The 18,774-nt window shown below is 61.2% G+C and carries 20 protein-coding genes; 13 read left to right on the top strand and 7 right to left on the bottom strand.

Going from position 1 to position 18,774, the window contains the following annotated elements; translation table 11 throughout:
- A partial coding sequence (locus Q8K05_RS17455) for a Tex-like N-terminal domain-containing protein (RefSeq protein WP_305247879.1) occupies positions 1-866 on the bottom strand: 866 nt, incomplete at its 3' end.
- Between the two features lie 163 nt (positions 867-1,029).
- Between Q8K05_RS17455 and Q8K05_RS17450 the strand changes: the two genes are divergently transcribed.
- The 3 genes from Q8K05_RS17450 to serA all read left to right on the top strand — a co-directional run bounded on the left by Q8K05_RS17450 (position 1,030) and on the right by serA (position 3,501).
- A complete protein-coding gene (locus tag Q8K05_RS17450) occupies positions 1,030-1,518 on the top strand; it encodes a hypothetical protein (protein ID WP_305247878.1) in 489 nt (162 codons plus the stop codon).
- A gap of 166 nt (positions 1,519-1,684) precedes the next feature.
- Positions 1,685-2,164: a hypothetical protein gene (locus Q8K05_RS17445; protein WP_305247877.1), complete on the top strand. Its 480-nt coding sequence runs from the start codon at positions 1,685-1,687 to the stop codon at positions 2,162-2,164.
- Positions 2,165-2,271: 107 nt separating this feature from the next.
- Positions 2,272-3,501, top strand: a complete 1,230-nt coding sequence (gene serA, locus Q8K05_RS17440) for a phosphoglycerate dehydrogenase (protein WP_305247876.1) — start codon at positions 2,272-2,274, stop codon at positions 3,499-3,501.
- A 96-nt stretch (positions 3,502-3,597) separates the two neighbouring features.
- Here serA and Q8K05_RS17435 read toward each other — a convergent pair whose 3' ends face one another.
- Both Q8K05_RS17435 and Q8K05_RS17430 read right to left on the bottom strand, forming a co-directional pair.
- Entirely contained in the window at positions 3,598-4,020 is a 423-nt protein-coding gene (locus Q8K05_RS17435; RefSeq protein ID WP_370868903.1) for a thioredoxin fold domain-containing protein, read from the bottom strand.
- Between the two features lie 344 nt (positions 4,021-4,364).
- A complete protein-coding gene (locus Q8K05_RS17430; RefSeq protein WP_305247874.1) occupies positions 4,365-5,501 on the bottom strand; it encodes an iron-containing alcohol dehydrogenase in 1,137 nt (378 codons plus the stop codon).
- A gap of 226 nt (positions 5,502-5,727) precedes the next feature.
- On the opposite strand from Q8K05_RS17430, the gene Q8K05_RS17425 reads away from it, so the two are divergent.
- On the top strand, positions 5,728-6,648 hold the full coding sequence (locus tag Q8K05_RS17425) for an alpha/beta hydrolase (RefSeq protein ID WP_305247873.1): 921 nt from the start codon (positions 5,728-5,730) through the stop codon (positions 6,646-6,648).
- Between the two features lie 2 nt (positions 6,649-6,650).
- Positions 6,651-7,508, top strand: coding sequence for a YbgC/FadM family acyl-CoA thioesterase (locus tag Q8K05_RS17420; RefSeq protein ID WP_305247872.1), 858 nt, complete (start codon positions 6,651-6,653; stop codon positions 7,506-7,508).
- An 11-nt stretch (positions 7,509-7,519) separates the two neighbouring features.
- Here the strand turns inward: Q8K05_RS17420 and Q8K05_RS17415 are convergent, their stop codons facing one another.
- Both Q8K05_RS17415 and Q8K05_RS17410 read right to left on the bottom strand, forming a co-directional pair.
- Entirely contained in the window at positions 7,520-8,359 is an 840-nt protein-coding gene (locus tag Q8K05_RS17415; RefSeq protein WP_305247871.1) for an NRDE family protein, read from the bottom strand.
- A gap of 24 nt (positions 8,360-8,383) precedes the next feature.
- Positions 8,384-9,325 carry a folate-binding protein YgfZ gene (locus tag Q8K05_RS17410; RefSeq protein WP_305247870.1) on the bottom strand — a complete coding sequence of 314 codons (942 nt, stop codon included), beginning with the start codon at positions 9,323-9,325 and terminating at the stop codon, positions 8,384-8,386.
- 85 nt (positions 9,326-9,410) lie between these two features.
- On the opposite strand from Q8K05_RS17410, the gene mltG reads away from it, so the two are divergent.
- The 6 genes from mltG (at position 9,411) to Q8K05_RS17380 (ending at position 14,244) form a co-directional block, all read left to right on the top strand.
- Positions 9,411-10,418 carry an endolytic transglycosylase MltG gene (gene mltG, locus Q8K05_RS17405; RefSeq protein ID WP_305247869.1) on the top strand — a complete coding sequence of 336 codons (1,008 nt, stop codon included), beginning with the start codon at positions 9,411-9,413 and terminating at the stop codon, positions 10,416-10,418.
- A gap of 5 nt (positions 10,419-10,423) precedes the next feature.
- The gene (tmk, locus tag Q8K05_RS17400; RefSeq protein ID WP_305247868.1) at positions 10,424-11,107 is read left to right on the top strand and encodes a dTMP kinase; all 684 of its coding nucleotides are present in this window, start codon (positions 10,424-10,426) and stop codon (positions 11,105-11,107) included.
- On the top strand, positions 11,104-12,213 hold the full coding sequence (locus Q8K05_RS17395) for a DNA polymerase III subunit delta' (protein ID WP_305247867.1): 1,110 nt from the start codon (positions 11,104-11,106) through the stop codon (positions 12,211-12,213). The genes tmk and Q8K05_RS17395 overlap by 4 nt, the downstream gene beginning before the upstream one ends.
- Before the next feature lie 68 nt (positions 12,214-12,281).
- A complete protein-coding gene (locus Q8K05_RS17390; protein ID WP_305247866.1) occupies positions 12,282-12,662 on the top strand; it encodes a PilZ domain-containing protein in 381 nt (126 codons plus the stop codon).
- A 119-nt stretch (positions 12,663-12,781) separates the two neighbouring features.
- Complete coding sequence (locus tag Q8K05_RS17385; RefSeq protein ID WP_305247865.1) at positions 12,782-13,576, top strand: TatD family hydrolase; 795 nt, start codon at positions 12,782-12,784, stop codon at positions 13,574-13,576.
- Entirely contained in the window at positions 13,573-14,244 is a 672-nt protein-coding gene (locus Q8K05_RS17380; RefSeq protein WP_305247864.1) for an ankyrin repeat domain-containing protein, read from the top strand. The genes Q8K05_RS17385 and Q8K05_RS17380 overlap by 4 nt, the downstream gene beginning before the upstream one ends.
- Before the next feature lie 151 nt (positions 14,245-14,395).
- Here Q8K05_RS17380 and Q8K05_RS17375 read toward each other — a convergent pair whose 3' ends face one another.
- A complete protein-coding gene (locus tag Q8K05_RS17375; RefSeq protein WP_305247863.1) occupies positions 14,396-15,391 on the bottom strand; it encodes a DNA-binding protein in 996 nt (331 codons plus the stop codon).
- Between the two features lie 124 nt (positions 15,392-15,515).
- On the opposite strand from Q8K05_RS17375, the gene Q8K05_RS17370 reads away from it, so the two are divergent.
- Together Q8K05_RS17370 and Q8K05_RS17365 are read left to right on the top strand one after the other, a co-directional pair.
- Positions 15,516-16,577, top strand: coding sequence for a tyrosine-type recombinase/integrase (locus Q8K05_RS17370; protein ID WP_370868900.1), 1,062 nt, complete (start codon positions 15,516-15,518; stop codon positions 16,575-16,577).
- Between the two features lie 142 nt (positions 16,578-16,719).
- On the top strand, positions 16,720-17,595 hold the full coding sequence (locus tag Q8K05_RS17365) for a hypothetical protein (protein ID WP_370868904.1): 876 nt from the start codon (positions 16,720-16,722) through the stop codon (positions 17,593-17,595).
- A gap of 542 nt (positions 17,596-18,137) precedes the next feature.
- Here the strand turns inward: Q8K05_RS17365 and Q8K05_RS17360 are convergent.
- Positions 18,138-18,539 carry a response regulator gene (locus Q8K05_RS17360; RefSeq protein WP_305247860.1) on the bottom strand — a complete coding sequence of 134 codons (402 nt, stop codon included), beginning with the start codon at positions 18,537-18,539 and terminating at the stop codon, positions 18,138-18,140.
- Between the last annotated feature and the right edge of the window lie 235 nt (positions 18,540-18,774).

The raw sequence follows: 18,774 nt of genomic DNA, 5'->3' as shown, positions 1-18,774 counted from the left end.
CGCCAGGTCCAGGCCACGCATTTGCGCAGCAGGTCGTCGGCCGGGCGCGCCTTGTGGCTCCAGCCTAGGTGCAGGGCAATCTTGCCTTCCGCAATGCTGGGCTGGCCTGCTTCGGGTGGCACCGGCAGCACCAGTTTGGCGTCCAGAATTTCGAGCCCGCGGCCGCGGAACACGGCCAGCGCACGGTGCGAGGGCACGCGGCCAATCGGCTCGTCGTAGTCGAAGTAATCGCGGAACTTGGCGTGGTCGGCATTGTTTTCGTCTTTACCGGTCACGAGCTTGGACGAGAAAAGCCCTTCGCTCCAGAGCCAGTGGCGCAGCGACTGGACCAGCGCCGCGTCTTCGGCCCAGCGCTCGCTCAAAATGTCGCGCACCCCGTCGAGCACGGCCTGCACGGTGGTGAAGTCGTCGCCGGTTTCGTTCTTTTCGGCTTTGACATAGGCGATGGCTTCGTCAGCAGGCACCCGCATGGGGTCTGCAAACAGCGCGTCGGCCAGCGCTTCAATGCCGGCTTCGCGGGCGATCTGTCCTTTGGTGCGGCGTCTGGGCTTATAGGGCAGGTACAGATCTTCCAGATCCTGCTTGGTGGCGGCAAATTCAATCGCCGCGCGCAATTCGGGTGTGAGCTTGCCCTGCTCTTCAATACTTTTCAGCACCGCTTCACGGCGGTCTTCGAGTTCGCGCAGGTAGCCCAGACGGTAGTCAAGTTCGCGCAGCTGAATATCGTCCAGCCCGCCCGTGGCTTCCTTGCGGTAGCGCGCAATAAACGGCACGGTCGCGCCGCCATCCAGCAGCTCCACCGCTGCCTTGACTTGATGCTCCTGGGCTTTGATTTCTGCGGCGATCTGGCGGATAATTTTTTGCATGTTCGGAAATGTATTTGGCGGGCAGGCTGGCAATGGAAACAGGCGCTGACGCCCGCAAACTGACGCTAAACGACGGCATTGTCCCACAGCACAAAGAAGATACGGACAGCTACACTTGCCGAGCACAGCCAAGCAAATTTACACCGTATTCAGAGAGTCCACCATGCGTATCCGCACCATTCTTTTAGTCCTTGCCATTTTGCTTGTTGCGGCTTTTGTCGCGCTGAACATGGATGAGTTCAGCCGCATCAGCACGCTCAGCCTGGGTTTCACCACCATTCAGGTGTCGTTGGGCCTGGTGATGCTGGTGCTGCTTGCTGCAGCCACGGTCATTTTTCTGGCCAGCGCGCTTTACATGCAAAGCACCAACCTGCTGGAAATGCGCAAACACACCAAAGAACTCAATTCGCAGCGCGAACTGGCCGACAAGGCCGAGGCTTCACGTTTTACCGAGCTGCAGAATTTCCTGGCAGCGCAAGCGGCCACCCAACAGCAACGGCAGTCTGCTGCTGACACCGCCTTGGCTGAGAGCTTTGCGCAGCAGCAGCAAGCATTGCTGGCCCGGATCGAGCAGTCTGACAACACGCTGGCGGCTTACATGGGCCAGCTCCAGGATAAATTGGACCGCGCAGCGCCCACCGCAGGCGTCTGACCCGGAACGCGGCCAGCTGCCGCGTCAAGTCTGGACAGCGGCACGACCTTGAAATTTACGCTGTGTGCGCGCAGCTATTTCCAGCGCGTATGTTCCGGCAGGCCTTCCAGCCTGATCGCACTTGAACCTGCTTAAAAAAATTCTCCGCGCCATCCTGCTTGCACCGGTGGCCCTTTTTTTGCTGTTTGAGGAATGGGGCTGGGTGCCGCTGGCTGCGGGATTTGCGGCACTGGGGCGCCTGCCATGGTGGGGCCGGCTGGAGCGTCGCATCGCGGGCTTGCGGCCTTGGGCTGCCCTGCTGGTTTTTGGCGTCCCGGTGTTGGCGCTGGTGCCCGTCAAGCTGCTGGCGCTCTACCTGTTTGGCAAAGGCGAGATGATCCTGGGACTTGGGTTGGTGCTGGCCGCGAAGCTCGCGGGCACCGCGCTGGCAGCACGTCTTTTTCAGCTCACACAGCCTGCACTGATGCAGCTGAGGTGGTTCGCACGCGCCTACATCCCCTGGAAAATCTGGAAAGACCGCGTGCTGCTGCGGGTGCGTGCCTCATGGCCCTGGCGCATGGGCCGCCGGCTCAAAGTGCACGTAAAACTGCTTTTGAAGCGTTGGGGCACCCGTTTGCGGGCCGCTTTCAAGTCTGCAGGGCGTTGAGGCCTCCCTGCAAACCGCCAACTTGCAAGGCCAAGCGTACGCAGATCGGGTTGCCATAGGGCTTTGCTTCATACTATGTGCCGGACAACTTACTGACCCAGCGTCTCATGATCAAAACATCCACCGACAAAAACAAAATCAAGTTTCTCTTTTTAGAGGGCATTCACCCCTCGGCGGTCGAGGTGCTGAAAGCGGCGGGCTACACCAACATTGAAAGCCTGACCGGCGCGCTGCCGGAAGACGAACTCAAGGCCAAAATCGCGGACGTCCATTTTGTCGGCATCCGCTCCCGAACCCAGCTCACGGCGGATGTGTTTGCCCATGCAACCAGACTGGCAGCCGTCGGCTGCTTTTGCATAGGCACCAACCAGGTGGACCTGGAGGCGGCGCGCGAGCGCGGCATCGCGGTGTTCAACGCGCCGTTTTCCAATACCCGATCAGTGGCGGAACTGGTGCTGGCCGAGGCCATTTTGCTGCTGCGCGGCGTGCCCGAGAAAAGCGCGGTGGCGCACCGTGGCGGCTGGCTCAAGTCGGCTGAAAACGCCTATGAAATTCGCGGCAAAACCCTGGGCATCATCGGTTACGGCTCCATCGGCACCCAGTTATCGGTGCTGGCCGAGGCGCTGGGCATGAAAGTGGTGTTTTTTGATGTGGTCACCAAGCTGCCGCTGGGCAACGCCCGGCAGGTGGCCCAATTGACGGAATTGCTGGCCCAGTCGGATGTGGTTTCCCTGCATGTGCCTGAAACCCAGGCCACGCAATGGATGATTGACGCGCCAGAAATTGCAGCGATGAAACCGGGCAGCGTGCTGATCAACGCTTCACGCGGCACGGTGGTCAGGATTGAGCCGCTGGCCGAGGCGCTGCGTCAGAAAAAGCTGCTGGGTGCGGCGATTGACGTGTTTCCGGTGGAGCCACACAGCAACAAGGACGTGTTTGAGTCACCATTGCGTGGCCTGGACAACGTGATCCTGACGCCGCATGTGGGTGGATCGACGATGGAGGCGCAAGAAAATATCGGTATCGAAGTGGCGGAAAAGCTGGTGAAGTACAGCGACAACGGCACCTCGACCTCGTCCGTCAACTTTCCCGAGGTGGCACTGCCAGCCCACCCCGGCAAACACCGGCTGCTGCACATTCACCGCAATGTGCCGGGCGTGCTGTCCGAGATCAACAAAGTTTTTTCCGACAACAACATCAATATTGCCTCGCAGTACCTGCAGACCAACGAGGCCATCGGCTATGTGGTGATCGACGTTGATGCCGCGTACTCTGACATGGCGCTGGCCAAACTCGCCGAGGTGCCAGGCACCATCCGCAGCCGCGTTCTCTTTTAAGCAGCGCCAGCTGGGATGGGCGAACTGCACTACTAAAATAATAGCTAACTTGGCCCGCTGATATTGGGCTCAAGTCAGTTTTCTTGCAAAATAAAATTATTGCGCCGGGGCCTGCAGTCCGAGAAATGTGGCGAGGGACGCAGTGGATAAAGCGCCTTCCTGCGTCACCAAGGCACCCGTCTGTGCATGCGTGCCCACAATGGTCGGGACGGAGGAAAAGCCAAACCGGTTAAACAACTCGGTGTTCTTTGCAAGCACGGCCTTTTTCGCATCAAGGTTGCGGCCAGCGCTGATGCCACCGCGCTGGGCCTGCAAGGACGCTTCGTGTTCATCCATTGCCGCCACCGGATCCTGGGCGGCCAGCAAGGTCGCACCTTGCGCTGTGCTGGACGGATTGATCAATCCCACGGGAATCCAGACGAATTTAGCCTGAGACTTCAAGGGCTTGGCATTTTTCCACAGCGTGGCGCAATGCGGGCACTGTGCATCAAAGAAAACATAAACGGTGCGTGCGCTCATGGTCGTGCCGACCGTAAAGCCCTCGGCTTCGGTCGCAACCGCAGCCAGGGAAACCTGCGCGGAGGCCGCTTTCGTTGGGGCACTCTGTCCGGTGCTTGGCGCGTCGTTACAGCCAGCCAGCAACAGGCTAGCTGCAATGAAGGGGGCAGGGAGGAGTTTTAACAAAGGTTTGAACATCATGACAACCAGAAATGGAAAGAGGTGAAAGGAAAGGATAGCTTAGCCTGCGCTCCCACCATTCCGTGCCCCCTTGCAAAAGCACCTTGACCCATGGGTCATGGTTTTGCTCTCCGGCCAGGGCGGGCCCGTTGGGGTCATCTTTGCAGGTGCTGAACTGAATCGGCTTAAAGCGCCTGCGCCAGCATCTCGCGGTACTCGTCCACGGTGGCAATGCGCGGATTGGTCTTGTGGCAATGATCGGCCAGGGCGCCGGTGATGATGGCGTCAAACTGGCTGTGCTGCACGCCCATGGCGGCCAGGCCGGAAGGCAGTCCGAGGCGGGCATTCATGTCTTTGATGGCTTCGGGGATGTCGCTGCCCGAGGCCAGGCCCATGGCCCGGGCCATGCGGTCCAGCCTGTGCTCTTTTTGCACCGATTCGGCCTGGGCGTTAAAGCGCACCACGGCGGGCAAAAACATGGCGTTCAGCGTGCCGTGGTGCAGGCGCGGGTCCACGCCGCCCAGGCTGTGGCTCAGCGAATGCACGCAGCCCAGGCCTTTCTGGAACGCCATGGCGCCCTGCATCGAAGCGCTCATCATGTTCAACCGCGCTTCGCGGTCGCTGCCGTCACGGGTCGCGCGCTCGATGTGCGCCCAGCCGCGCTCCAGGCCGTCCAGCGCAATGCCGTCGGCTGGCGGGTTAAAAAGCGGCGCCATAAAGGTTTCCATACAGTGCGCAATCGCGTCCATGCCGGTAGCGGCGGTCAGATGGGCGGGCAGGCCGAGCGTGAGTTCGGGGTCGCAAATCGCGGTCTTGGGCACCAGGTGCCAGGAGTGAAAGCCGAGCTTGCGGTGGTCCTCCACGATGAGGATGGCACCACGCGCCACTTCGCTGCCGGTGCCGCTGGTGGTGGGCACGGCAATCAGCGGGGCAACGCGGTCGGTGATCTTGGGCGAGCCGCCTTCAATGGTGGCGTAGCGGGTGAGCGGGCCTTCGTGGGTGGCGGCAATCGCCACGCCCTTAGCGCAATCAATCGCCGAGCCGCCGCCCACCGCGATCAAACCATCGCAGCCGCTGGCCTGGTACAGCGCGGCGGCGGCGCGCACGGCGGCTTCGGTGGGGTTGGAAGGGGTCTGGTCAAACACAGCGACCGTCATGCCCGGCAGGGCGTCCAGGGCTTTTTGCAAAATGCCCGCCGCCTTGACGCCGGGGTCGGTCACGATGAGCGGCCGGGTGATGCCGACGCGCTCGCATTCCTGGCGGAGCAGCTTGATGGCGCCAAACTCGAACTGGACCTGGGTGACGTAATAGATAAAGGCCATGGCTTGCTTGTCTTTCTGCGTTGTAGGATGAGGGCTGATTGCCTATTTTTTTTCTTATCTTGCCCGAATTGGCTCGCCCCGACTTTAATGGCTGAAAACACGCATGACTTGCACGCATACCCTTACCCCGGTCACTTTGGTGATAGCCCACCTGCAGGCGTCGCCTGCATCGGCAGCGGCCCATTGAATGCGTTCCCGTCCGCCACAAGCCCTGCTGACACACACCATGCAGGACGTCCTCCACCGCATGGTGCGGGCCCAACGGCCACCATTTCACACGCTCACACCGGCGCAGGCCCGCGCCGCCTACGAGGCCGGCGCGGGCCTGCTCGAAATTGCCAAACACGCACTGGTCCGGATCGAAAACCTCAGTATTCCCGCGCGTGACGGTCATGCCTTGCCTGCGAGGCTCTATGCGCCCTCGGCTGAAAAACTACCGGTGTTGCTGTACTTTCACGGCGGCGGGTTCACGGTAGGCAGCATCGCCACCCACGACGCGCTGTGCCGCCAGCTGAGCTTTCTGGCGGACTGCGCGGTGCTTTCGGTTGGTTACCGGCTCGCACCCGAGCACAAGTTTCCGGTGGCTGCCCACGACGCCTGGGACGCCCTGCGCTGGCTGGCGGACCACGCGGCCAGCCTGGGCCTGGATGGCGCACGCCTGGCTGTGGGCGGGGACAGCGCGGGCGGCACGCTGGCCGCGGTGTGCGCGGTGCTGGCGCGGGACGCCGACTTGCCGCTGGCGCTGCAGCTGCTGTTTTACCCCGGTTGCGCGGCGCACCAGGACACGCCCTCGCACCACAAGTTTGGGCGGAGATTTCTGCTTGAAGAGGCCGACATCAGCTGGTTTTTTGCGCACTATGTGCGCGGCCCGGCCGACCACGAGGACTGGCGCTTTGCGCCGCTGAATGCGCCCGATGTAGACGGCGTTGCCCCGGCCTGGCTCGGCCTGGCCGAATGCGACCCGCTGGTCGATGAAGGCGTGATGTATGCCGACAAGCTGCGCATGGCCGGCGTGGCCGTGGACCTGGAAATTTACCGCGGCGTGACGCACGAGTTCATCAAGATGGGCCGCGTCATTCCCGAAGCGCGCCATGCCCATGCCGCTGCGGCGCAGGCACTTCGACTGGCTTTTAACCCGGAACACTGAGCATGCAACGACAAGACTTCCGCTTTTTTCACCGCCTGCGCGTGCGCTGGGTCGAGGTGGACATGCAAAAAATCGTGTTCAATGGCCATTATTTGATGTATTTCGACACCGCCATCAGCGACTACTGGCGGGCGCTGGCACTGCCGTATGAGGAGGCCATGCTGCAGCTGGGTGGCGATCTGTACGTTAAAAAGGCCAGCATCGAGTACCACGCCTCGGCGCGTTTTGACGACCAGCTTGATGTGGCGCTGAAGTGCACGCGTATCGGCACGTCGTCGATGGTGTTTTCCGGCGCCATTTTTCGGGGCGGGGACCTGCTCATCACCTGCGAGCTGATCTACGTGTTTGCCGACCCTGTTTTGCAGACTTCCAGGCCCGTGCCCGATGCGCTGCGCAGCCTGCTGATGCGCTTTGAAGCCCGGGAGTCCATGGTCGACATCAAAACGGGCGATTGGTCCCGCCTGGGCCGGGACGCCGCCCGCCTGCGACAGCGCGTGTTTGTCGAGGAGCAGGGCATTGCGCCCGAACTGGAGCGGGACGAAGCCGATGCGGCGGCCGTGCATGCCGTGGCCTACAACGGCCTGAGCCAGGCGGTTGCCACAGGGCGGCTGCTCAGGCATGCCTCGGGGGTGGGCAAGATAGGACGCATGGCGGTTCACCGCGCTCTGCGGGGGGCGCATGTGGGGCAGGGCATCTTGCAGGCACTGATGGATGCCGCGCGGCAACGCGGAGACACCGGGGTCATGCTGTGCGCGCAGTGCAGTGCCGAAGGCTTTTACCAGCGTCTGGGCTTTGCGCCGCGCGGCACGCCTTTTGACGAGGCCGGCATGGCCCACATTGAAATGTTCCGGGCGCTCTGAGCGCTTCGCTTTTATTGCCAGGACAGCGCGGCGTGGCGGCGCTGCATGCCGGCGCCTGCACCCGGCGCTTCGTGCGGATGCGTGCGCTCTTCCAGCTGAACCTCCCAGTGCCGTGCGGCCCCGGTGCGGCCCTGCGCGCTGGCCAGTAACACCGTGCTGCTGCGCGTGCCATAGGCATGTTCGGGAAAGTCCACAAAGGCGCTGGACAAGGCATCTTCGAACGCCAGCGGCACACCGGTGGCGGGCAGGTGCTCGCTGGGCGCGCGTTCGCGGCTGCCCAGCGCTGCCCACAGCGGCGCTTGCAGCGCATCCGGGTCGGACGCTGCCTGCAGAGACGCCCGCAGCGCGTTTTGCAGCGCGGTGGTTTTGGGCCAAGGCGTGTTCAGTGCGGCATTGGAAAGACCGTAAACGCCGGGCGCCAAGGCTTGCATATGGAGCGCCGATCCGGTGGCAGATCGGTTGCTCAGCCAGGTCCAGGCATTGCTTTGAAAATCGCCAAGCACCAGGTTGAAGCCGCCATAGGCAGCGCCGCCCTGCGCCAGCGCCGTGGCAAACGCGGCGGCGTCACCGCTTTGCGCCAGCCAGCGCGTCACCAGTTCGCCCCGGGAGCGCGGCGCAGCGGGCGGATTGGCCTCGCGCACATTGGTCAGAAACGCCACGCGCCCGCCCGGCGTCAGGCCCAGCCAGGTGCCACCGGCGCGCAGGTCGCGGCCGGAAATGATTTCTTGCCCCGCGTCTGTTTGCCAGCGCCCCAGAGGCAGGGTCGGTCGGTTTAAAAACTCATCGCGATTGGACGCAATCACCAGCGGCCAGCGGGCCGAGGCGCCAATGGCAAAGGCAATCAGGCACACGGCAAAGCCCTTGTATCCCTGCGCTCAAATATCTTCGAGCAAGGGGTAGGGCAGGGGCAACAGCACCAGGGCCGCGCCGGTGCTGCTTCCCAGGGTGAGTCGTCCATTGGCCGAATCGGCCGCCGCAGCGGTCTGCATCGACACCACGGCATCGAAACCGCCCGCCGGATTGGCCGCCGCCGCCGCGACCAAGCCGCAGGGCTGCTCGGCGTCCAGCGCGTGAAACACCTCCTGGCCGACCGTGGGCGTGCCAGCGGTATGCGTCAGATAAGCCCGCCGCTTGAGCGTGCCGCGAAACTGGCTGCGCGCCACCACTTCCTGGCCGGGGTAGCAGCCTTTCTTGAAGTTCACACCGCCCACGGATTCGTAATTAAGCATTTGCGGCACAAAAGCTTCAAAAATCGGCTGGGTGATCATCGCAATGCCCGACTGCACCTCCAGCCAGTGCCACAAGGCGAGGTCCATCTGCGGGCCTTGGGGGGCGGGCGTGCCGGCAGGCGCGCACCAGAGCGCGCGCGGCTGGCCCGCGCCCGGATGCAGAAATACCATATTTTCAGCATCAAAATCGAGCTTTACCCAAGCAGGACGGGCACTACCAGCTATTGATTCAATAGCGTTTCCGACCACGCCGTACAGCGCAAACTCCGCGCTGGCGTCACTGAGCTTGACCTTGGCGCGCAGCACAAACATCGACAGACGCTTGAGCGTGGCGGCCAGAATGTCCCGGCTGCACACCAGCAACACCTCGTCGTGGCTGCGTTTGAAAACAATAAAGCTGGCCTGCATGCGGCCCTTGGCAGTGCAAAAAGCGGCCAGTCGGGCCTCTGACAAACCCAGCAAGGCCACATCCTGCGTCAACTGGCCTTGCAAAAACTTCGTGGCATCTTCGCCCGCGACGCGAATCACGCCCCAATGTGTCAACTCGGCAATGCCCGACATAGCTGCGGCAGGGGGGGACATGGTCATGGGGTTGTTCTCGTGGATGGTGGGCATGGCCTGAATTATCATTGCCCTCTGATTTTTTGTTCTGCATTGAAAAGGTAGTTGGGCCGTGCGTCGTGTCTTTACAGGTTTTTTAAAACTGGTGTTTGTTGGAGCGCTGCTGCTGGCGGGTGCGGCCTGGTGGTGGCTGAACGAACCCATGGCCTTGCGGCTGCAGCCAGGCAGCCAGGTGGTGGACCTTGAGATCGAGCCCGGAACGAGAGGTGTGGCCGCCGTGGTGGTGGCCAGCGGCGCTGATGTGCCGGTGCCACTTTTGCAGGCCTGGTTCCGCCTGTCCGGGCAGGCCCGGCTGATCAAGGCGGGCAGCTACGAGTTGGTGCCCGGCACCAGCCCGCGCAAACTGCTGAGCATGCTGGTGCGCGGCGAGGAAACCCTGAAAAGCGTCACACTGGTCGAAGGATGGACCTTCACGCAGGTGCGTGCAGCGCTGCAAAAAGCAGAGCAACTTTCGCCCGATACGCTTGGGCTAAGCCCCGAAATCATCATGCAAAAGCTGGACAAGCCGGGCATGCACCCCGAAGGCCGGTTTTTCCCCGACACCTACACCTACGCCAAAGGCGCCAGCGATCTGGCAGTGCTCAGGCGCGCCGCCCGCGCCATGGACAAGCGGCTCGACGCGGCCTGGGCGCTGCGCCAGCCGGACACGCCGCTTAAAACGCCGGAGCAGGCCCTGATTCTGGCCAGCATCATTGAAAAAGAAACCGGCATGGCCGCCGACCGGGCGGAAATTGGCGGCGTTTTCACCAACCGGCTGCGCACGGGCATGTTGCTGCAGACCGACCCGACCGTGATTTACGGCCTGGGCGCGGAGTTTGACGGCAACCTGCGCAAACGCCACCTGCAGGCCGACACCCCCTACAACACCTACACCCGCGCCGGCTTGCCGCCCACGCCGATTGCCATGCCGGGCAAAGCCGCTTTGCTGGCCGCCGTGCAGCCGGCGCCCACCCAGGCCTTGTACTTTGTGTCCCGCAACGACGGCAGTGGGCGCAGCCAGTTCAGCAGCAACCTGGACGACCACAACCGCGCCGTCAACAAATACATTAGAGGCCAATAGACCCCATGAGCATGCACGGCCTTTTCATCAGCTTCGAAGGCATAGACGGCGCCGGAAAGTCCACGCACATCACGGGTCTCGCCGACGCCTTCGGGGCGCAGGGCAGGGCTGTGACGCTGACGCGGGAGCCGGGCGGCACGCCACTGGCCGAAAAGCTGCGCGCCATGGTGCTGGACGACCTGATGGACCCGCTGACCGAGTCCCTGCTGATTTTTGCGGCCCGGCGCGACCACCTTGTGCGCGTGATTGCGCCCGCATTGCTGCGCGGCGATGTCGTGCTGTGCGACCGCTTCACCGACGCCACCTTTGCCTACCAGGGGGGCGGACGCGGATTTGACCTGAACGTGCTGGCCACCCTGGAGCGCTGGGTGCAGTCCGACGAAGGCTTGCTGGGCGACCCGGCCGGCAACTCGCCGATGAAGCCAGAAGTCGAAACCGTGATCGAGCCGCACCTCACGGTCTGGTTTGACCTGGCCCCCGAAGAGGCCGCCGTGCGGCTGGCCGGGGCGCGCATTCCAGACAAATTTGAAGCACAACCCGTGGACTTTTTCCGACGCGTGGCGCAAGGCTATGCCGACCGCCAGCAAGGCCACCCGGAACGCTTTGCCCGCATTGACGCCTCGCAAACCCGCGAAGCGGTGTGGCAGGCGGTGCGGCAGGTGTTTGTGGCGAAAGGCTGGTTGTCATGACCAGCACCACGCAGCGCCTGGCGCCCTGGCTGCAAGCCCAGCTGGAAAGTCTGTTGACCCAGCGCGGCCACGCCTGGCTGCTCAGCGGGCCCTCGGGTCTGGGCCAGTTTGAACTCGCGCTGGCGCTGGCCAGGGCCTGGCTGTGCGAGAAGCCGACGGCGCAGGGTGCTTGCGGTCAGTGCGGCAGCTGCCATGCCGTGGACGTGCACACCCATGCCGACCTGTGCATGCTGATGCCCGAAACCCTGTCGCTGACGCTGGGCTGGCCGCTGGACGAAAAAACGCAGGACGACCTGGACAACAAAAAGCGCAAACCGAGCAAGGAAATCAAGGTGGATGCGGCGCGCGAAGCCGTGTCGTTTACCCAGTTCACGCGCTCGCGCGGCACCACCAAGGTGGTGCTGGTGTTTCCGGCCGAGCGCATGAACAACATCACGGCCAACACCCTGCTCAAAACGCTGGAAGAGCCACCGGGCGCCGTCAAATTGATTCTGGCCACCGAGTCGGCGCACCAGTTGCTGCCCACCATTCGCAGCCGCTGCCTGGGCCACACCATGCTGTGGCCCGAATTTGAACCCGCACTGGGCTGGCTCCAGCAAGAAGCCTGTCGCCCAATGGAGGGCGAGGGCAGCGCTAAAAAATCTACCCGGCCGCCAGACGCTTCCGACCTGCAGACGCTGTTGGTGGCCGCCGGAGGGCGCCCGGCCGACGCCTTGGCTTGGGCCCAAAGCGGCCCGCCCGGCGAGACCGCCCAGCATTGGCACGCGTTGCCCAAAGCCATGGCGCGGGGCGACGTCAGTGCGCTGGCCAACTGGGCGCCGGCGCTGGCGGTCGATGCGCTGCAAAAGCTCTGTCACGATGTGCTGGCCGTCAGGGTGGGGGCTTCACCCCGATTTTTCAGCGCGGTGGACCTGCCATTTTTGCCGCCTGCAGTAGTCGCGGGCAAGCCCGTTGCGGCCAGTCCAACCCCGCCCGGTTTTTACGCGCTCACCCGCTGGTCCAAAGAGCTCAGCACCATCGCACGCACTGTGGAGCACCCGTATAACGCGGGTTTGCTGCTGGAAACCCTGGTCAGCCGCGCCCAGCTGGCACTCAGTGCCAAATGAATCCAGCCATGCTGTAACGCCAGCATCTGGGCGCTATGCAGATGCCGCCAAACCGATAAACTAACACCATGACCACCACGCCCCCCGTCAGTTCCCTTGCTGCAGCCGCCAACCGGCCCAGCGTTGTTCAGCTGGCCATCAAGGAAAAAGCGGCACTGTATGCCGCTTACATTCCGTTGTTTCAGGAAGGTGGCATTTTTATACCTTCTGCACGCGAGTACAAGCTGGGCGATGACGTCTACGTCTTGCTGACGCTCCCCGAGGACACACAACGCTATCCGGTGGCCGGAAAGGTGGCCTGGATCACGCCGCCGCGGGCCGCCGGAAACCGGACCCAGGGTGTTGGTGTGCGATTTCCGTCTGACGAAAAATCGCGCCTGCTCAAGCTCAAGATTGAAGAAATCCTCGGTTCTCATCTGGCATCCGACCGGCCCACGCAGACCATTTAGGCGCGGCCTCGCCCTTGTTCTGCGCAGTGTTAGCCGCTTTTTGCTATTATTTTAATAGCATGTGACGACCGCGCAGTCTTGACCTCAGGCCATTTTTATACCTAAACGTTGATTCTTGCATGTTTACAGATTCCCATTGCCACTTGAGTTTTCCTGCGCTGCAGGCCCAACTGCCGCAAATTCGCCAAGCCATGCAGGACGCCCAGGTGGACCGGGCGCTGTGCATTTGCACCACGCTGGAAGAGTTTGAGACAGTTCACCAGCTCGCCACAACTTATGAAAACTTTTGGTCCACGGTGGGCGTGCATCCCGACAACGAAGATGTGCTGGAGCCCAGCCTGGACGACCTGCTGCAGCGCGCCAGCCTGCCCAAAGTGGTCGGCATTGGTGAGACCGGGCTCGATTATTTTCGGTTGGGCGAACGTAGCGTGGCCGACATGGAATGGCAGCGCGAACGCTTCCGGGTGCACATCCGCGCGGCGCGGCGGTGTGGAAAACCTCTGGTGATTCATACCCGCAGCGCCTCGGATGACACACTGGCCATTTTGAAGGAGGAGGGTGAGGGCAGTGGTACAGGGCGGGCAGGCGGGGTCTTTCACTGCTTTACAGAAACCCAGGCGGTGGCCCGCGCAGCGCTCGACTTGGGGTTTTACATCTCATTTTCAGGTATTTTGACCTTCAAAACAGCGGGCGACATACGGGAAGTTGCCCGCTTTGTTCCGCTGGACCGCATGCTGATCGAAACCGACAGTCCTTATCTGGCACCCATGCCTTACCGTGGCAAAACCAACAATCCGTCGTATGTTCCTCTGGTGGCGCAGCAGATTGCCCAGATCAAGCAGCAACCCCTGGAAGTCATCGCCGAGGCCACCAGCCGCAATTTCGAGAAACTCTTCACGGGGGTTACCGCATGAAAGATAACCTCATAAACCACATTAATAAATTAATCTATCTATTTGTTTTTATTGGATTTAGTGTCGCGCATGCGGGCTCTTACGATGACTTTTTTACAGCCATCAAGCAGGACAATCCGGACGCGATCAAAGCGCTTTTGGCGCGCGGCTTTGATGCCAACACGCCTGATCCGAAAGGCCAGCATGCTCTTTATCTGGCACTGGGAGAGCCTTCCCTCAAGGCCGCGCAGGTTCTGATCAGTTGGCCCAAAACCGACGTGAACCGACTCAACGCCAAGGGTGAAAGCCCCCTCATGCTGGCTGCGCTCAAAGGCTATCAGGACTTGGCCGAACAACTGATAAAAAGGGGCGCCGATGTCAACAAGACCGGCTGGACTGCCTTGCATTACGCCGCCAGCAGCGGGCATCTGGGCATCATCAGCTTGCTGATCGAGCACAGCGCCTACATTGACGCCGAGTCGCCCAACGGAACCACGCCCTTGATGATGGCCGCCATGTATGGCACGCCAGCGGCCGTCAAGCTGCTGCTGCAAGAAGGCGCCGATCCGCAGCTGAAAAACCAGCAAGGCCTGAGCGCGCTGCAGTTCGCCCAGCGCGGCAACCGGCCGGATTCGGTGGAAGCCATCGCCACTTTTATACGCAGCAAGCGGCCAGCCGGCCAATGGTGAATTCAGCCGGAATGATCAGGGCTGGTTTCTGCGCAGCCTGATAATTTTTTGACATTCCACGATGTATATTATGTTAACCAACATAAGCAATCTCTTGTGTTTGGGTGCCCTGCGCCGAAATTCAATCGTAAATCGCGATATACCCCGCGTATCAGCCTTTTCGGGCTGACACGCGTTTGCGGCGCAAAGCCATGGTTGGATTTTTGTGCGACACGTCGGAGGCGGCCTCACTCGCAGCCGCCGCAAGAAGTCGATTGAGCTGATCAAAAGCGCCACTGGTTGCCGTGCGTTCCCGATCCAGAAGATCGTGCAGTTCCCGTGAACGCTCGTTGGCTGAGGTCAGGGCTTGTTGTGCTGACTGAAGTGCCGCCTGTGCCTGCGTCAGCTGGTCGTCACGTGTCTGGATGAGCAATTCCAGACCTTTGAGCGCAGTTTGGGAGCGCCGCTCGGTTTCGGCAAGGGCTAACCTGGCCTGCTTGGCGTCCTGCCGCGCCCGGTCGAGTTCCCCGAGTAGGCGCCGCTCACTGGCGGCCGCGCGCTCTTCAAGTCGACCTCGCTCTTCGGTATGACGCTGCGCTTCTTCGTCGATGCGGCGTCGGTCCGCTTCACGCTGCGTCGCAGCGGCGCTCAGTCGCCCGCGAAGTTCGTCAATTTCACCCTCGCGGCGGGTCATTAGTGCGTGAGACTCCTTGAGTCGGGTTGTGAGGTCCACGATTTGCTCCCGGGCCATGTCCGACGCTTCATCCACTGCCGCCTGCCTGTCATTTAAGGCCTGCGCTTCACGGACCAGATGCACTTTTTGCAATTCAAGTTCGGTGCGCTCGTCACCCAGCAGCTGTCGGGATTTGGCAAGCTCCTGGGCGGCCTGCTCGCGGGCAGAGAACATGGCCGTGTCCCACAACTGTGTCATGCACTGCCACACGGGCGCCGGGAGGTCTCCGGCTTCTTCTTGGGTAGAGATCGCGCCCAGGCGTGGGCCCAGACTGGCAAACCACGCTTCCAGTATCGGGCTGACCGTATTGGGTGAGCCACGGCCCATTTTCTGGCGAACCCGCTCGATGGTCGGACGCAGTCCATCCATCAACAAGGCATCGGCTGCGGCCCAGATCTCATCCTGTTGAACACCGCGTGCACTTTTGGATTGCATCACTTTGATTCTTTCTTATATTTACCAACGATAATAGATTGTTATCGTGATCTATTGATTTAATCTGTTAATTATCATACATATTACATAAGATAACTTTAGTCAAATAACCAATTACCCGTTTATGCACCTCCCACGTCTCCAAAATGTCCCCGCACTACAGCCTGCCGATCTCAGCGATATGACGCAGCATGCGGTTGATGAGTTGCTGCGTGAAGGCGAGTCGAAAAATACCTTGACCAGTTACCGCAGTGCGCTGCGTTACTGGGCGGCCTGGTATGGCATTCGGTATGGCCAGCAAATTGAACTGCCGGTGCCCACGCCTTGCGTACTGCAGTTCATCGTGGACCATGCCGAGCGAACCACGGACAAAGGACTGGTGTCCGAGTTGCCGCCCGAGATTGACCGGGCACTGGTTGAGGCGCGTTACAAAGGCAAGCTGGGGGCTTTGGCGCACAACACGCTGGTGCACCGGATTGCCGTTTTATCCAAGGCGCATCAGCTGCGTGAGCTCAAAAATCCGTGCCACGACCCCAAAGTGCGTGAATTGCTGTCGCGCACCCGCAAGGCCTACGCCAAACGCGGTGTCATGCCCCAGAAAAAAGAGGCGCTGACCCGGGATCCGCTGCAGGCGATTCTGGCGACCTGCGACGACTCGCTGCGCGGCAAACGCGACCGCGCCCTGCTCCTCTTTGCCTGGGCCAGCGGCGGCCGGCGGCGCTCGGAGGTGACCGGGGCGGATATGCGGTTTTTGAAGCGGGTTCCGGAAGGTTTTATTTACACGCTGGCTTACTCCAAAACCAATCAGGCCGGCGTGGATTTACCGGAGAATGGAAAACCGTTGCTGGGGGCCGCTGCCGAGGCTTTAACCGCCTGGCTGGCGGCCTCTGGCGTCACGCAGGGGCAGGTTTTCAGACAGGTGCGCAAGGGGGGCCATCTGGGCGAAGCGCTCTCCCCTGCTGCGGTGCGCGACATCGTGAAGCAACGGTGTGCGCTGGCAGGCATAGAAGGCGATTTTTCGGCGCATTCACTGAGGTCGGGCTTTGTCACGGAAGCTGGTCGCCAAAATGTGCCGCTGGCGGAGACCATGGCGATGACCGGCCATCACAGTATTGCGACGGTTTTGGGCTATTTCAGGTCGCAGGCACCGCTTGCCCACGCTGCTGCGCGTCTGTTCGAGAAATGACCCAGGCCCTTTCCCCCTCACCATCACCACGACTGTTTGTAGGACGATGGAGCGCGTGCGCAAAACGATACCGCCAGGCTGGCAAACTGACGCGATGAAGAAAAACTGGAGCTTTGTTATTCAACACTGTCGGCCTGCGGCCATGGCCTTGTTTCTGGTTGCCGCTGGCAGCGCGCTCGCCCAGCTGCCGTCAGCGTCGAGCAGCGAGTCAAATGCGGCCGCGCTGCTTGGAAAGCATGCTGCCCTGGCGCCACAGTTGGCGCAAAACTCCTATCGGCGGCCACTTTTTCTGGAGTCTGCGGAAGGCGACACGACAGTCAGCGGTGACGCCTACGCGGTACTGGAATCTCCCTTCAGCAGCGTCAGCTCCACGTTCCAAAGCCCCAAGCGTTGGTGTGACGTGCTGATTTTGCATATCAACACCAAGTATTGCCGTGCAAGTGCAGACTCCAGTCCCAGCAAAATGGCGGTGAGCATCGGAAAAAAAACGCCGCAGCAACTCAAAGACGCCTTTTCACTTGAGTTTGCCTACCGTGTGGATGCCGCTTCGCCGGACTATCTGGCGGTTCAGTTGAATGCCGACAAAGGCCCTTTGAGCACCAGCAATTACCGCATAGCGCTTGAATCTGTTCCCCTGCCTGATGGCAAGACTTTCATGCATTTGCGCTACTCGTACAGCTATGGCACGGCCGGTCGTCTGGCGATGCAGGCCTACCTCGCCACCTTGGGACGCGGAAAAGTGGGCTTCACACAAATTGGCCAGGGAAATAAAGCGGCCTATGTAGGCGGCATGCGGGGCACTGTCGAGCGCAACACCATGCGCTACTACCTTGCCATTGAGGCGTATCTGGCGGCGCTTGGTCAAGCACCCGAACAGCAACCCACTGCACGCCTGCAGCACTGGTTTGATGCCACTGAAGGGTATTCGCGGCAGCTGCATGAGGTGGATCGCAAGGCCTATCTCAGCATGAAAAAAGACGAGTACCAGCGTCAGCAGACCTTGTCAGCGCCAAGCTGAGCAGCATCGCAACACCGAAAACCCCCGGTTACACAGAGGCTCGGGCTACTGGTGCAACACCACACTAGACCGCTTGGGGCGGTGAACGAACGCCGGGCTCGCGAATGGGGAATACGGGTTCCGGCGGAGGTGGCTCGTGGACATCGGGAGGCGTTCCAGGTTCTGGGGGCACGATCAGTGGCGGCAACTTATCCGGTACAGGGCTGCCTGGAAGGGGGGGGACCGGTTCCGGCGCGGGGACATCGACTGACATTGAACTCTCCATGGAAAAGCGTGAAAGAAACAGTATTAACGCATTCTTATCCATTGTCCTGACCCTGTGCGCCTGGTCAACTGGGGGGGCAACGCCCCCACGGCGGCTGCAAGCAAGGCTGACATTTCGTAAGTTGGAGGTTGCAATACCAAACTTCAAGTCCATGGGCGCGTGCACTGCCACTCGGAAGTCACGGAAGCAAATAAAAGGGGTGGATTCGTGCGCAGGGCAAGGCGCAATCCGGAGTAAGAATACACGCTGTCCTACTTCGATATTGTCGGTTGCCGTGCTAGGTGCCGGGGTTGGCAGCCGAATCCAGTTTCTGACTCTGGGCGACACAGTAGGCCAGCAGGTCGTCAATTTCGGTTGACTTGTCAAAGACTGCGTCCACGCCCAACTGCGCGCACCGAGAGCGAATTTCGCGGGTCGCGTAATTGCTGAAGACCACCATTTTTTGTCGGGCACTGCGAAAGCGGCAAGCGTGAAGAACACCCAAACCACTCCCGTTTTTAAGAAACAGGTCAACGATAGCCAGGTCCCATTGACCGTCATGGCCTGTGAGCCAGGCGGCGCCCTCTTCTTCCGTGTCCGATGTGCCCACGGTTTCGACCGGCGCAAGCTCTTCCAGCGTACTGATGAGGTTGTCACGAATAGTCGGGTTATCTTCGACGAGGTAAGTTCTCATTTTCATTGGCGTGCCACGATTTGCCAGTAATGCCAGTAGTCGTTGTTCATGCCTCCAAATTTAAATCATGACAGTGCGCCCCCGTGCCGGAACTGTCACCTTGCGTACGTAGGAGAACACGCTTTGGGCCATGGGCTTGCAGGGTCGTGGGGTCGACCGGCAAGCGTTGTCTTACGCCATCCACGCCGCTCCGACGTCAGGCTACCGTCCTGTCGATGGTCCGCGCGTATCGTTGCGCGGC

This window comes from Polaromonas sp. (assembly GCF_030682935.1).
GTDB lineage: Bacteria > Pseudomonadota > Gammaproteobacteria > Burkholderiales > Burkholderiaceae_C > Polaromonas.
The sequence above is the reverse complement of the archived record's forward strand: the minus strand, read 5'-3'. Positions and strand labels throughout refer to the sequence as shown.

Coding starts and splice junctions, on each gene's coding strand:
- Q8K05_RS17450 (WP_305247878.1), top strand. CDS start 1,030: ATGCGTATCCGCACCATTCTTTTAGTCCTTGCCATTTTGCTTGTTGCG.
- serA (WP_305247876.1), top strand. CDS start 2,272: ATGATCAAAACATCCACCGACAAAAACAAAATCAAGTTTCTCTTTTTA.
- Q8K05_RS17435 (WP_370868903.1), bottom strand. CDS start 4,020: ATGAGCGCACGCACCGTTTATGTTTTCTTTGATGCACAGTGCCCGCAT.
- Q8K05_RS17430 (WP_305247874.1), bottom strand. CDS start 5,501: ATGGCCTTTATCTATTACGTCACCCAGGTCCAGTTCGAGTTTGGCGCC.
- Q8K05_RS17425 (WP_305247873.1), top strand. CDS start 5,728: ATGCAGGACGTCCTCCACCGCATGGTGCGGGCCCAACGGCCACCATTT.
- Q8K05_RS17420 (WP_305247872.1), top strand. CDS start 6,651: ATGCAACGACAAGACTTCCGCTTTTTTCACCGCCTGCGCGTGCGCTGG.
- Q8K05_RS17410 (WP_305247870.1), bottom strand. CDS start 9,325: ATGACCATGTCCCCCCCTGCCGCAGCTATGTCGGGCATTGCCGAGTTG.
- tmk (WP_305247868.1), top strand. CDS start 10,424: ATGAGCATGCACGGCCTTTTCATCAGCTTCGAAGGCATAGACGGCGCC.
- Q8K05_RS17395 (WP_305247867.1), top strand. CDS start 11,104: ATGACCAGCACCACGCAGCGCCTGGCGCCCTGGCTGCAAGCCCAGCTG.
- Q8K05_RS17390 (WP_305247866.1), top strand. CDS start 12,282: ATGACCACCACGCCCCCCGTCAGTTCCCTTGCTGCAGCCGCCAACCGG.
- Q8K05_RS17385 (WP_305247865.1), top strand. CDS start 12,782: ATGTTTACAGATTCCCATTGCCACTTGAGTTTTCCTGCGCTGCAGGCC.
- Q8K05_RS17380 (WP_305247864.1), top strand. CDS start 13,573: ATGAAAGATAACCTCATAAACCACATTAATAAATTAATCTATCTATTT.
- Q8K05_RS17375 (WP_305247863.1), bottom strand. CDS start 15,391: ATGCAATCCAAAAGTGCACGCGGTGTTCAACAGGATGAGATCTGGGCC.
- Q8K05_RS17370 (WP_370868900.1), top strand. CDS start 15,516: ATGCACCTCCCACGTCTCCAAAATGTCCCCGCACTACAGCCTGCCGAT.
- Q8K05_RS17365 (WP_370868904.1), top strand. CDS start 16,720: ATGGCCTTGTTTCTGGTTGCCGCTGGCAGCGCGCTCGCCCAGCTGCCG.
- Q8K05_RS17360 (WP_305247860.1), bottom strand. CDS start 18,539: ATGAAAATGAGAACTTACCTCGTCGAAGATAACCCGACTATTCGTGAC.